General features: G+C 51.5%; 12 protein-coding genes and 1 pseudogene. 5 read left to right on the forward strand and 8 right to left on the reverse strand.

Going from position 1 to position 12,743, the window contains the following annotated elements; genetic code table 11:
• Positions 1-36: 36 nt before the first annotated feature.
• The 6 genes and pseudogenes from NW212_RS09040 to NW212_RS09065 form a co-directional block, all read right to left on the reverse strand.
• Complete coding sequence (locus tag NW212_RS09040; RefSeq protein WP_258338325.1) at positions 37-1,266, reverse strand: DUF418 domain-containing protein; 1,230 nt, start codon at positions 1,264-1,266, stop codon at positions 37-39.
• Complete coding sequence (locus tag NW212_RS09045; protein ID WP_258338326.1) at positions 1,267-2,172, reverse strand: EamA family transporter; 906 nt, start codon at positions 2,170-2,172, stop codon at positions 1,267-1,269.
• 1 nt (position 2,173) lies between these two features.
• Positions 2,174-3,022, reverse strand: coding sequence for a DUF3737 family protein (locus tag NW212_RS09050; protein ID WP_258338327.1), 849 nt, complete (start codon positions 3,020-3,022; stop codon positions 2,174-2,176).
• A 45-nt stretch (positions 3,023-3,067) separates the two neighbouring features.
• Positions 3,068-3,412, reverse strand: coding sequence for a hypothetical protein (locus NW212_RS09055; protein WP_258338328.1), 345 nt, complete (start codon positions 3,410-3,412; stop codon positions 3,068-3,070).
• 19 nt (positions 3,413-3,431) lie between these two features.
• Entirely contained in the window at positions 3,432-3,983 is a 552-nt protein-coding gene (locus NW212_RS09060) for a cyclophilin-like fold protein (protein WP_258338329.1), read from the reverse strand.
• 83 nt (positions 3,984-4,066) lie between these two features.
• Positions 4,067-4,708 (reverse strand): annotated as a pseudogene (locus NW212_RS09065) (alpha/beta hydrolase); the annotation flags it as partial.
• Between the two features lie 253 nt (positions 4,709-4,961).
• On the opposite strand from NW212_RS09065, the gene NW212_RS09070 reads away from it, so the two are divergent.
• Both NW212_RS09070 and NW212_RS09075 read left to right on the forward strand, forming a co-directional pair.
• Positions 4,962-5,855 (forward strand): AraC family transcriptional regulator, encoded by an 894-nt coding sequence (locus tag NW212_RS09070; RefSeq protein WP_258338330.1) that lies wholly within the window; start codon positions 4,962-4,964, stop codon positions 5,853-5,855.
• Between the two features lie 112 nt (positions 5,856-5,967).
• The gene (locus NW212_RS09075) at positions 5,968-6,747 is read left to right on the forward strand and encodes a murein L,D-transpeptidase catalytic domain family protein (protein WP_258338331.1); all 780 of its coding nucleotides are present in this window, start codon (positions 5,968-5,970) and stop codon (positions 6,745-6,747) included.
• Positions 6,748-6,773: 26 nt separating this feature from the next.
• Here the strand turns inward: NW212_RS09075 and NW212_RS09080 are convergent, their stop codons facing one another.
• Together NW212_RS09080 and NW212_RS09085 are read right to left on the reverse strand one after the other, a co-directional pair.
• A complete protein-coding gene (locus NW212_RS09080; protein ID WP_258338332.1) occupies positions 6,774-7,379 on the reverse strand; it encodes a LolA-like putative outer membrane lipoprotein chaperone in 606 nt (201 codons plus the stop codon).
• Between the two features lie 45 nt (positions 7,380-7,424).
• Positions 7,425-9,944 carry a DNA translocase FtsK 4TM domain-containing protein gene (locus NW212_RS09085; protein WP_375337977.1) on the reverse strand — a complete coding sequence of 840 codons (2,520 nt, stop codon included), beginning with the start codon at positions 9,942-9,944 and terminating at the stop codon, positions 7,425-7,427.
• 101 nt (positions 9,945-10,045) lie between these two features.
• Here NW212_RS09085 and NW212_RS09090 point away from each other — a divergent pair, with 101 nt between their 5' ends.
• The 3 genes from NW212_RS09090 to NW212_RS09100 are packed head-to-tail and all read left to right on the forward strand — an operon-like array spanning position 10,046 to position 12,476.
• Positions 10,046-10,663: a DUF5063 domain-containing protein gene (locus NW212_RS09090; RefSeq protein WP_258338333.1), complete on the forward strand. Its 618-nt coding sequence runs from the start codon at positions 10,046-10,048 to the stop codon at positions 10,661-10,663.
• A 15-nt stretch (positions 10,664-10,678) separates the two neighbouring features.
• Positions 10,679-11,278 (forward strand): 3'-5' exonuclease, encoded by a 600-nt coding sequence (locus tag NW212_RS09095; RefSeq protein ID WP_258338334.1) that lies wholly within the window; start codon positions 10,679-10,681, stop codon positions 11,276-11,278.
• Between the two features lie 13 nt (positions 11,279-11,291).
• Entirely contained in the window at positions 11,292-12,476 is a 1,185-nt protein-coding gene (locus tag NW212_RS09100) for a class I SAM-dependent rRNA methyltransferase (protein WP_258338335.1), read from the forward strand.
• The last annotated feature ends 267 nt before the right edge of the window (positions 12,477-12,743 follow it).

Consider the following 12,743-nt stretch of genomic DNA (forward strand, 5'->3'; position numbering starts at 1 on the left):
GTCAGCTTTCCTTTGCTTTTGCGGTCTGTTCTTATGTCAATTTCTGATTCCGAGCCATTTGCCGTAGGTCAGCATCCGCCAGACCCATTCCAATGGTCCGAACTTGAAGGCGGACATCCATCCTGCACTGAATGCCATTTGAAAAAGAAATACGGCCAGCACAACAATTTCGGTCTGTAACAATCCAAAAGTAGTCCCTAAGCCCATGCCAATGCCATAGAACAGAAACATACCGATAACGGACTGTCCGATGTAATTGGTCAAGGCCATCCGTCCTGTCGGTGCGAGCCACTTCCATGCCGTTCCGTTCTTTGTCCTCAGATAGAAAAGACCTGATCCGGCAGCGTATGCGAAGCCGAGCGGGTAGACGCTGGCAAGATAAAACACGCTGTGCATGGCGATGCCAAGCGGATGCCGGCCCATTGCGCTCCATACGTAAAGGAAGGAGCAGGGAAGGCCTATTGCCAGACCGTAGCGGAACACTTTCGACAGCAGTGCCTTTTTCTCTTCCATATCGGCATATATCCGGTTCCGTCCGATGAAGAAGCCTGTCAGGAATAAGCCCAGCACCTTGAAGTAACGGTTGCCCTCTATAAACTCCTGCATCCGCACGAAAGCTCCCTGTACCAGAAACTGGAACACCGTGCCATAGTCTTCCGCGTCGCGCAGCCAATATGCGAAGTTGTCAGCGTTGATGCCATATCTTGCGCAATACATTTCCTGCAAGCGGACAAAGGGAAGTGCCAGACTGGTGTGGGTTATCTCGCAAACAAAATCTATAAGAACGGGCAGGAGCAGGAAAAAGGCTGCCCATCGGAGCAATCCCTTGTCAGACATGCGGCGGAAAAGAGGCAGCAGCATCCCAAGCAGCGCATAGAGCATCAGTATGTCGCCGCTCCAGATAAACATCAGGTGCATGAATCCGATGACAAGCAGCAGACCCATCCGCCGGTAGAAGATGCGGAAGCCGTTTGCTCCTTTCCGTTCCGCATTGCGGATGATAATGGAAAAGCCTATGCCGAACAGGAGGGAAAAGAGCGTATAGAATTTCCCGTCGACGAAGATATACAGCAGCCAGCGGGTTATGTTGTCTGCCGCGGCTGTACTCATTGATGATTTCACTTCCTGCGGAAGAAAATTATAGAGGGAAAACTCCGGGAAATTGGCCATGCAGATGCCCAGCAGGGCGAAACCGCGCAGGATATCCAGAATGGCAAACCGTTCTGACGCTTTTACAGGGGAAATGTCTTTTGTTGTATTCATCATTTATTGTTTTCTGTTTACCAATAAAACACTGCCTAATATGACTGCCAGTCCGGACAGTTGGACTGCCGTAATCTCTTCTCCGCCCAGACCGCCGATGATGACTGCCACAACCGGATTGACATATGCGTGGGTAGCCACTTCTGTTGCTGGACGTACTTTCAGCAGCCATACATAAGCGGAATAAGCCAGCAGCGAGCCGAATGTGATCAGATAGAGCAGCGACCACCATGCCGGGAGAGGAACAGACCGGAAAGATACTTCCTGCCATTCACCCGAAGGTACGGCACATATCCAGAACATCAGACTTGCGAAAAGCATTTGCCATGCCGATCCGGCAAAGCCGTTCACCTCCTCTACCGCCGAGGAGCGGTATTTGGCATAAAGCGAACCGAGCGACCACGAAATGCAGCCGGCCATCAGAATCAGGATGCCGTATTCGCTATGGGGAATGGCGGAACGCTCTGTATCCAGTTGCTCGATGTAAAGCATTCCGACACCGGCAAATCCCAGAAGGACTCCGGCGACGGTTGCCGTCCGGCGGAAGTTCCGCTTCCACATCGGCACATCCAGCAGCATAATCCATATCGCGGTGGAAGAGGCTACAATCGCCACCACGCTGCTGCTGACATACCGCTGCGCCAGCATGATGACCGCCATATCGGCAAAGAGCAGGACGATGCCGCTGACTGCCGAACGGCGGATCAGTGCAGGCTGCCAGACATTCTCGCCCCGCATCCGGCAAAGCGCAAGCAGAATTGCTCCTGCCGCGCTGAACCGCAATGCGCCGAGCAGGAACGCGGGCAGTCCGTCCAGCGCCACGCCTATGAAATAGTAGGTGGAACCCCATACCACATAAATCAGGAAGTAGGCGGTGATGACGGCGTACCAGTTGGCTGTGGCTTTCATGTCATTTCTTCCGTTCTTCTATGATACAATCGGCAGGAGCCTTGATGTTTTCGTCTATCGTGACGGAACCGATGGAATCTGCCACGATATGTCCGGACATGGGATTCTTGACGTTTGTAATCGTCCCGCATATGTCGGCTTCCAGTGTGGAATACTCGAAAGCGCGGTCGCAGGCGGCATCAAACGTGCAGTTCTCCAGTATCAGGTCGTGCGCATAGCAGAGCGGCTGTTCTCCTGTGATGTGGCAGTTCACCAGACGCAGGTTCTTCGAGTGCCATCCCAGATATTCTCCGTTCAGTTCGGAATCATAGATTGTCACGTTTTCCACTTCCCAGAAAGCGTCCTTGGTCGTTATCTTCGCATGGTGTATTTCCACGTTCTTTGCATATTGAAAGACGTATTTGCTGTCGCTTTCCAGGCCGTCCACGCGGATGTTGCTGCTGAACATGAAGGGATACGTGCCCCCATGCAGCCTGAGATTCCTGATACGGATGCGGTCGCACCTCCAGAACACCTCGTCCGCATCGTTCATTTCGACATTTTCAATCTCGATGTCGTTCATTTCCCGAAACATCTTAGGTGCGTCTATGACTGTATTCTTCATCGTCAGATGGTCGGAATACCACAGTGCGGAGCGTCCGCCAACGGCGAAGTAGCAGTCCTGTATGGTAAACCCGTGCACGTGCCAAAAGGGGTAGTTTCCCTCGAAGCGGCAGTTGGTCGCTACGATGTTGCTGCATTCCTTGATGGCAGATTCGCCAGCAAGGATGGTTACGTTGTCCAGGTGCACATCATGCGAGGCGAACAGCGGACGTTCGCCTCCAAATTCTTTGTCTTTAATCAGTTGCATATCATTTATCGTTCAAGTTTGTTGTTTATAATTCAAGTTTTCATGTCACGTACATCTTCCGTTGAAATCAAAGCGCACATAAGCGATATTTGCCTGCCTGAGCCTGGCTGCCACTGCATTGATTACCCGGTCTTGTTTGTCAGACATAAAGCCGTGCATCAGGATAACCATAGGATAGGTTTCGCCGGAACGTAAATCCGGATGATAGACCATTGCAGACAAGTTGCCGGAACTCCCGGCTATATTGATTGCATATTCCACGGCAGAAGAATCCCCTTCCGCTCCGGTTTTAACGTATTCCGTTTCTTCATTGCCTTTGCATGATATGCTGATGAAGAAAGAGAAAAATAGAATAGGTGTGGCCAGTTTCTTCCTGAGAAAAGGAATCACATTCGTTTTTGTTTAATTTTCATTTCTGATTTTCAGCTATTGCAAACCTTACGCTCACGTTTCCGCTGCCCAAGGCTGCGGCAAGCCCTTCGGGACTGTCTGTCTGTCCCAGACGTGTGTAGCTGTAACCGGACGGAAAGGTTTCATAAAAGAGAACAACGCAGGACGAGCCATAGAGCATCAGGTCGCCCGTCCGGATAGTTCCCGGCCGGGAACTTTCCGTAGGCAGACTGCTGTCCAGATAATGGTATTTTTCGTTGCCGTTCATCTCGTTCATGTCCAGCGTAAGGGGAAGCATGGCTGCAAAGGCCCGTGCCGCGTCGTTGTCTTCAAGCGTGGCGGAAAATGACGTTCCGTTTGCTGAGATCGTAATGTTTCTTTCCATAAGTTCGTTGTTGTTACCGTTGTTGTCATCAGTGTTTTCTTCATTGCCGCCTTCGCCTTCATCCGATGGCAGTGCCGGAGTTTCCGTCTTTTCTTCCGTCGGGTCATCGTCCGAACAGGCAGTAAGGGCGTTTGCCGTGAGAAGGAGGAGAGTTGCCAGTCCCCAGCAGTTGATCAGCCGTTTCATATCACTTCAGGTATTGGTTATAAAATGCCGCAATCTTGCCGAACGGTATCTTTCCCAGATTGTCGTACAGGTCGGTATGGTTGGCTCAGCTGCCTGCGCATTTCGTAACGGGCATCGGCGTTGTTGTTGGCATCGAAATAACCGTTGGCAGTTCCCCGGCAGATGTCATACATGGTGGATGCCACCGTTGCCTTGACGCGCGTGTCCATAGCCGCCGCATTGATGGCGAAATCGCCGAAATCGCAGATGCCGAGTATGCCGATGCGTTCAGCGTCCACATCGTCACGGGTGGCCAGATAATCCACTGCTGCACTGAAATCTTCCGTGTTGATGTCCGGAGATGCCACACTGCGTAGCTGTCCGCCGCTTTCTCCGGTAAATGAAGGGTCGAAAGCGATGGTCAGGAATCCGTGTTCGGCCAATGTCTGCGCATAAAGTCCCGATGCCTGCTCCTTCACCGCTCCGAACGGGCCGCTGACAGCTATCGCCGGGAGCTTGCCTTCCGCATTCTTCGGAATATATAAGTCGGCGGCAAGCGTGATGCCGTATCGGTTGTGGAAAGTAATCTTGCTGTGGGTTACTTTGTTGCTTTGGGGGAAAACCTTATCCCATCCGGCTGTCAGGTTCAAATGCTCTTCCTGAAACTTCATCGTGCGGTCGTTTTGTGCAAAGCCTGTCATGTTGAAAGCCAGCAGACCAGCGGTGAGGATTGTCATTAACTTCATATGCTTATGCTTTTTTGATGGTTGCTCCTGTATTGTTTCATGTTGCAAAAGTAGTTGTTTGCATGCATACGGCGAATACCTGTATGGTGGATAAAAGTACCTCTTTTACGGATTTGTTTCAGATTCCGTCTGCTGAGTATCAACAACGTACCCCTGTTACGGGAAAAAGTACCCCATTTACGTTTATCCGGCGGACACATTTTTTACTTTATATGGAAAAGACTACCTTTGCGGCAAACAATAGAAAAGCTGTATGGAAATAATAGAAGCAGATACCATTGAACAGTACAATCGTTTCTTCGGTTTTCAGACCAGGCATCCGCTGGTGAGTATTGTACATTTCGACCGTTCGGAAAACCAGCCGACGCATAAGATGACGTTCGGATTCTATGCGCTGTTTCTGAAAAAGACGGTGGGATGTACCATCAATTACGGAAAAACAAAATACGACTTCGACGATGAAACCGTGGTCTGTTTCGCTCCGGGGCAGACGGTCGGCATTCACCGTATCGAAGACGGCCCCGTGCCTGAAGCTGACGCGCTGCTGTTTCATCCCGATTTCCTGCTCCGCACCCCATTGGCGCAGAAGATGAAACAGTATAGCTTTTTTTCGTATCCGTCCAATGAGGCGCTTCACCTGTCAGCAGATGAACGCTCCATCGTGCAGGATTATATGAGCAAGATAGCCCATGAACTGGAGCATCCCATCGACAAGTTTTCCAAACCGCTGATAATCTCCAATATTGAGGTGCTGCTCAACTACTGCATGCGCTTCTATGAACGCCAGTTTGTCACTCGCGAAGTGCTGAACAACGATATCCTTGTCCGTTTCGAGCAGTTGCTGGACGAGTATTGGGATTCCGGCACGGCACGTTCGCAGGGACTGCCCACCGTGAAATATTTTGCCGAAAAAGTTTGCCTTTCTCCCAACTATTTTGGCGATCTGGTGAAGTCGGAAACCGGCAAGACTCCGTATGAACTGATCCAGGTCAAGATAACGGAAATAGCAAAGAACGCCTTGCTTGATCCGGACCTGAATACGAAGCAGATTGCGGATATGCTGGGCTTTCAGCATCCGCAGCATTTTCTGCGCTTCTTTAAGAAGCAAGTCGGGTATACGCCGAAAGAATACCGGGCAATGAATTGAGTGTTGGGGCTGCAGACGTTTGTCGGCGTTCCTGATTCCGGCGGATCCGGAGCGGAGAAATATTGATTTCTTTCTGAAAATTAGTGCGGTATGTAAAAAAAAACTTGTAACTTTGCACCCGAATTACCGGATTTTTCGTTTCATGTCTTATCTGATGAACTGTTTTCAGCGCCGCTCCGGTTGGGGCTGTGCTGCGCGGAGGATTTTGTTTTCCGCTTTGCTGCTTGTTCTTCCATGTGCCTATGTCGGTACGGGTGTGTTGCGCTCAGAGGTTTCCGTTACGGACGCGAAAGCCGAAAAAAATGAGATTGTCCGTCTTTACCGTTCCATGCAGCTTGAAGGGGTAGTCAATTGGAAGGCCTTCCGTCAGGCGGTGGCCGGATACAACAAGATCGCGGGGAAGAAACGCGAGGTTCTTACACTGATCGACTTCTCGAAACCTTCCACCGAAGAGCGTCTGTATGTGTTTGACATGAAACACCGCAGGATGCTTTATTCTTCTGTCGTTTCGCACGGAAAGAACAGCGGGGAAAACTATGCGCGTTCATTCTCGAACAAGGTGGGCTCTTATAAAAGTTCCCTCGGATTTTATCTTACCTCTTCAACCTATCAGGGAAAAAACGGCTATTCACTGCTTCTTGACGGACTTGAGAAAGGCATCAACGACCGTGCGCGCGAGCGTGCCATTGTGGTTCACGGAGCCTCCTATGCCAATCCTTCCGTAGCCAAGGGAGGCCGTCTGGGCAGAAGCTTCGGCTGTCCTGCGCTTCCAACCGCACTTGCCCGTCCTGTCATCGATGCCATCAAGGGCGGGAGCGTGATGTATATCTATGCCGAGAATCCCGACTATCTTGCCAACAGCTCCATCCTGCGTCCTTCTGACCTGCTCTGACCGGGGCGTTTCCGTCCGGCCAGGGTTTATCTCAGGTCGATGATTTCCGCGTCCGGATACTTTGACCTGTCAAACCGGAAAGCCGAGTCGTTCAGATTCTGCTTCGTCTGGTACGACTGCACATAAAATTCCTGCTTTTCTCCGTTCTGCAGCGTGATGCAGATGTATTGCGGCTGCGAGGCGGACGACACGTTGATAGTGATGCTCTTTACGTCCTGTTCCGTTTCGGGCGTCAGTATCACTTCCTCTCCCTGTTTCCCTTTATGGGATTTTGTTCCGGCATACCGGTAGTTGAATCCCTGCTTGTATGAGTTGACCAGCGCGTAAGGGTTTACGCTCTGCACTTCTTCGGGAGAAGGTTCGGAAACGTTCACTTCGTCGTTCTGCTTCACGTAGCTCCATTGGGTAGTTCCGTCAAACCATGTTTCTATCCCTCCGCAGTTCAGGTAAAACTTGTTTCCCTTCACTTTCAGCGTTCCGTCCTGGGTGCCGCCGAAGCGGATGCTGACAGCTCCTGCCTGCTGGTAGGACGCTGCCATCTTGTCGAGTATGGCACGTGCCTTTGCGTCATGTTGGGCGAACCCTCCCAGGCATGTCAGCAAAAATCCGGCCAGTAAAATGTTTTTCCGCATGTTCTTGTCTGATTGAATTTGTTTCTTGTTTTCGGAGGCCGGCAATCAGTTCTTCAGATTGCTCATGCGCATTTGCAGGTCGTTTTCGTCTACGCACAGCACGTCGCGCGCTTTGCTTCCGTTTGTCGGACCTACGATGCCCGCATGTTCCAGCTGGTCCATGATGCGCCCTGCACGGTTGTAGCCGATGGAAAACTTCCGTTGGATGAGCGACGTAGAGCCTTGCTGGTGGTAAATGAGCAGCCGCGCCGCTTCTTCAAACAGCGGGTCAAGCTTGTTCATGTCTACCTCGGAGGATGAAGAAGAGCCGCTGTTTTCGTCCACTTCAGGAAGCATGAAAGCGGTCGGGTAGCCCTGCTGCCGGCTGATGTAGGCTACAATGTCTTCCACTTCCGGCGTGTCGACGAACGCACACTGCACGCGCACCGGGTCATTTCCCTGCAGGTACAGCATGTCGCCCTTACCGATCAGCTGCTGTGCTCCCGGGCGGTCCAGAATGGTACGCGAGTCCATCATCGAAGCCACGCGGAAAGCCACGCGTGCCGGGAAGTTCGCCTTGATCGTACCTGTGATGATGTTTGTGGTCGGACGCTGGGTAGCGATGATGGCGTGGATGCCCACCGCACGTGCCAGCTGAGCGATACGGCAGATCGGCAGTTCCACCTCTTTTCCCGCCGTCATGATCAGGTCGCCGAACTCATCGATGATGACCACGATGTAGGGCAGGAAGTGATGTCCGTTTTCCGGATTCAGTTGCCTGTTGATGAATTTCTTGTTGTATTCCTTGATATTCCGGCATCCGGCGTCGCGCAGCAGTCCGTATCGCGTGTCCATTTCCACACACAGCGAGTTGAGCGTCTGCACCACTTTCGATGTGTCAGTGATGATGGCGTCTTCCGCGTCGGGCAGTTTGGCCAGGTAGTGCCGTTCGATAGGCGCGTACACGGCAAATTCCACCTTTTTCGGGTCGATTATCACGAATTTCAGTTCGCTCGGGTGCTTCTTGTAGAGCAGCGAGGTTACGATTGTGTTCAGGCCGACTGATTTACCCTGGCCCGTAGCACCTGCCACCAGCATGTGGGGAGCTTTTGCCAGGTCCACCATAAACACTTCGTTCGTGATGGTTTTTCCGAAAGCTACCGGAAGGTCGAAAGTCGTTTCCTGGAATTTCTTGCTCATCAGGATCGACCGCATGTGCACGATGCGCGGGTTGGCGTTCGGCACTTCGATGCCGATGGTTCCTTTTCCCGGAATCGGCGCGATGATGCGGATTCCCAAGGCCGACAGGCTCAGTGCGATGTCATCCTCCAGGTTGCGTATCTTGGATATCCTCACCCCTTCGGCAGGCGTGATCTCATACAGCGTTACGGTCGGTCCCACGCTGGCTTTGATCGAGCTGATTTCGATACCGAAACTTCTCAGCACTTTGATGATGCGGTCTTTGTTGGCCGTCTGCTCCTCCATGTCGATTGTCGGCATATTGTCGTCGAAATCGTTGTGCAGCAGGTCGATTGTAGGGAACTGGTAGTATTCCAGATCCAGACGCGGGTTGTAGGGCTGGTCTATTTTCCCCCGGTACTCCTTGTCCTCCTCCTTCGTTTCGCTGCTCACTTCAAAGGCCGGTTCCTTTTCTTCGCCTTTGTCTGCATCTTCTTCCTCTTCGCCGCCGTTCTCTTCGTCCCCTTCAGCGTTTCCCTCCGTTGCATAGTCTGTTTCCGCGAAGTCTTCCTCTGCGGCAGGCTCTATTTCAAGCGGCTGTTCCTTCTCTTCAGGACTTGCGCTGACAGGCAGTTCGATGGCAGGGGTCGGATCGCTGTCCTCTTCGCTTTCGTCTGCCGCTTCCGCCTGCGCGGTCATTTCAGGCTGTGCATTGTATGGCGTGAAAGCCCGTTCCTCCTTCTGCGTCACTTCCTCCTTGTTTTTCTTCAGTGACGGATGCAGTGCCTTCCGCACCACGAAAATCGTCTTCTTGCTCAGTGCGATGCTGAAAAGCACGGCTGTGGTGATGAGCAGGAGAATCAGTCCCGGCGCTCCGATCTGCGACTGGATCCAGAGGCAGGAGTTATACCCGTGGAGCCCGCCCGGATAGATGAACGAATCGCTGAACGTCTTTCCGAAGATGAATGCCAGCGTCACCGAACACCAGATCATGGTTACCATACATCCCAGAAACCAGCGCGTCAGGTTAAAGTTGTAGGCTTTCATCAGTTTCATGCCCGCTATGACGAGAAACACGATGATCAGGAAAGCCGGAATCCCGAAACAGTCGTTTATCAGAAACTCTGCCGCCTGCGCTCCTTTCGCTCCTGCATAGTTCTGTATGTGGTTGTTCGTGCTCAGCAGCTCTCCGTGGTTCGGGTGGTCAAGGATGCTCTGGTCGTTTCCTCCGGTAAAGAAGAACGAGCAGAAGGCCAGCACGAGGTATACGCCGAATATCACGCAGAACAGCCCGATGATGAAATGGGCCGTTTCACTTTTCAGCGCGGTGACTGTTTTTGCCATTATCACTTTCTTCTGTCCCGTCTTTTCCGTATTTTTTGACGTTTTGTTATCTGCCTTTTTCATGATTGAATATGCTTTATTTCATTTGTGCAGTGCAAATGTACGAATAAAAGTAGAACTGAGAAATTTTTTTTGTACCTTTGCAGTTCAATTGGAAAGAGAGTATGAAAGATAATGATGCGCGAGCTATATTTGACAGAAATACGGTGGAGTTTGTGACTGTATCCGCAGAGTTCTGCGGATTTCTGGAACGAGTTTCCGAAAAGAAACGAAAGGCGTTTGTCGATACGTCGCTCAAACTGTTGCCGTTGCTGTATCTGAAGGCTTCTTTGCTGCCCGAGTGTGTCCGTCTTGACGAAGCAGATCCTGAAACATTTGTTACGGAAGGAGATTATGAGCTGGTCCGTTCGTCGGTCAGCGCTCTTTTGGCCGAGTATGACGACTATCTGGATGTCTTTCTGGATGATATGGTATACAGCGACACGCCTATCCGCCAGACCGTTTCAGAGGGAATGGCCGACATTTACCAGTCGCTCAAGGATTTCATCTGCGTTTTTCAGCTGGGACTTGACCGGACGATGAATGACGCGCTGGCAGTCTGCCGCGAGCAGTTTGCCGAATTCTGGGGGCAAAGGCTGCTCAATGTCATGCGTGCCCTTCACGATGTCAGATACCGCCAGTTGGCAGCCGGAGAGGCAGAAGAGGATGAGAATGATATTTTGGGTGAGAAAATTACAGAAGAAGAGTTGTATGAGGGGCTTGAGATGGGGGACGATGAATAAAAAGTTGCTTTGAAAATGACAGATTTTCCGAAAACAATTGACAAACAGACAATATCCGCACTGCCTAAGGTGACCTTTCCCGGCAGGATTTTCGTAATAGATACAGAGGATGCCGCCCGACGTGCGGTCGATTACCTGAATACACATGTGCTGGTGGGGGTTGATACCGAAACGCGCCCTTCTTTCCGCAAGGGCCAAAGCTTCAAGGTTGCGCTTCTGCAGCTTTCTACTGCCGACGTGTGCTTCCTTTTCCGTCTTAACGTGATCGGACTGCCGGATTTTCTGGAGGATTTCCTGCAGAATGACGTGCTGAAGGTGGGGCTTTCGCTCAAGGATGATTTTCTGATGCTGCGCAGGCGTAACAAGAAGGACCCGCGCGTGGGGAACTGGGTGGAGCTTCAGGATTATGTATCTCATTTCGGCATTCAGGAAAAGAGCCTGCAGAAGATTTACGCCCTGCTTTTCGGCGAAAAGATTTCAAAGAACCAGCGTTTGTCAAACTGGGAGGCGGATGTGCTTTCCGAAGGGCAGAAGGCTTATGCGGCTACCGATGCCTGGGCGTGTGTGCGTATCTTTCAGTTTCTGGAAGAATTGAAAGGAAAGAAAGAAATCTAGAAAAATCAAGTTTATGTATATCGTTTATTTGAAACCCGGCAAGGAGGAATCGCTCAAGCGTTTCCATCCGTGGGTGTTTTCCGGCGCCATAGCCCGCATAGAGGGGGAGCCGGAAGAAGGTGAAGTGGTAGATGTCTATACTTCACGGAAAGAGTTTGTGGCCCGCGGCCATTACCAGGTGGGAAGCATCGCTGTCCGCGTGCTTACATTCAGGCAGGAAGAACCGGTCGACCAGGCGTTCTGGGTGCGCAGGCTGCAGGCGGCTTATGATTTGCGGCGTGCGTTGGGACTGGCAGGCGATCCGCTGAACGACACTTACCGCCTGGTGCACGGTGAAGGCGACAACCTTCCCGGACTCATTGTCGATGTCTATGGCCATACGGCTGTCATGCAGGCGCATTCGGCAGGCATGCACCTCGACCGCATGAAAGTGGCAGAGGCCATCGACCGGGTGATGGGAGATGTCATACAGAACATTTATTATAAGTCGGAAACCACATTGCCTTACAAGGCCGATCTGGTAGGAACTGAAAACGGTTTCCTGAAAGGCGGATGCCAGGAGAATGTGGCGATGGAAAACGGAATGAAGTTTCATGTCGACTGGCTGAAAGGGCAGAAGACCGGATTCTTTGTCGACCAGAGGGACAACCGCGCCCTGCTTGAACGCTATTCCCGCGGACGCTCGGTGCTCAACATGTTCTGCTACACCGGAGGCTTCTCGTTTTATGCCATGCGCGGAGGGGCGAAGCTGGTTCATTCGGTCGACAGTTCTGCCAAGGCGATCGACCTTACCCGCCAGAACGTTGAACTGAATTTCCCGGGCGACAGCCGCCACCAGGCTTTTGCAGAAGATGCCTTCAAGTTTCTCGACCGCATGGGCGATCAGTATGATCTCATTATTCTCGATCCCCCTGCGTTTGCCAAACACCGCGACGCGCTGCGCAATGCGCTCCGGGGCTACACCAAACTGAATGCCAAGGCACTCGAGAAGATCCGTTCCGGCGGCATTCTTTTCACTTTCTCCTGTTCGCAGGTAGTGAGCAAGCAGGATTTCCGGAGTGCTGTGTTTACGGCTGCCGCGCAGACAGGCCGCAGCGTGCGGATTCTTCATCAGCTGACCCAGGCTCCCGACCATCCGGTAAATATCTATCATCCCGAAGGGGAATACCTCAAGGGACTTGTGCTGTATGTAGAGTAGGGCAGGCGCTGAACTGAAACATAAAAAAGAGAGAGGCTGAACTCAAAATAAGATTTGAGACAGCCTCTCTCTGCTTTTCAGATTCGGGTTTTCCGGACTTTTCTTCTGGTTTGCTCAGATGATTTTATTTTATGAATTTAACGTGAGTTCGATATAAGGAATAAAATTATTCATTAGAAAATCAAGAACATAGCGATAAGTGTATTAAATTTATAGTGATCAATTGTAGCTTTTAAGCGATTACCACTATGTTCTCAGAGCCTAAAG

Source organism: Bacteroides sp. ET225, assembly GCF_024733745.1.
Classification (GTDB): Bacteria; Bacteroidota; Bacteroidia; order Bacteroidales; family Bacteroidaceae; genus Phocaeicola; species Phocaeicola excrementipullorum.

Coding starts and splice junctions, on each gene's coding strand:
- NW212_RS09040 (WP_258338325.1), bottom strand. CDS start 1,266: ATGATGAATACAACAAAAGACATTTCCCCTGTAAAAGCGTCAGAACGG.
- NW212_RS09045 (WP_258338326.1), bottom strand. CDS start 2,172: ATGAAAGCCACAGCCAACTGGTACGCCGTCATCACCGCCTACTTCCTG.
- NW212_RS09050 (WP_258338327.1), bottom strand. CDS start 3,022: ATGCAACTGATTAAAGACAAAGAATTTGGAGGCGAACGTCCGCTGTTC.
- NW212_RS09060 (WP_258338329.1), bottom strand. CDS start 3,983: ATGAAACGGCTGATCAACTGCTGGGGACTGGCAACTCTCCTCCTTCTC.
- NW212_RS09070 (WP_258338330.1), top strand. CDS start 4,962: ATGGAAATAATAGAAGCAGATACCATTGAACAGTACAATCGTTTCTTC.
- NW212_RS09080 (WP_258338332.1), bottom strand. CDS start 7,379: ATGCGGAAAAACATTTTACTGGCCGGATTTTTGCTGACATGCCTGGGA.
- NW212_RS09085 (WP_375337977.1), bottom strand. CDS start 9,944: ATGAAAAAGGCAGATAACAAAACGTCAAAAAATACGGAAAAGACGGGA.
- NW212_RS09090 (WP_258338333.1), top strand. CDS start 10,046: ATGAAAGATAATGATGCGCGAGCTATATTTGACAGAAATACGGTGGAG.
- NW212_RS09095 (WP_258338334.1), top strand. CDS start 10,679: ATGACAGATTTTCCGAAAACAATTGACAAACAGACAATATCCGCACTG.
- NW212_RS09100 (WP_258338335.1), top strand. CDS start 11,292: ATGTATATCGTTTATTTGAAACCCGGCAAGGAGGAATCGCTCAAGCGT.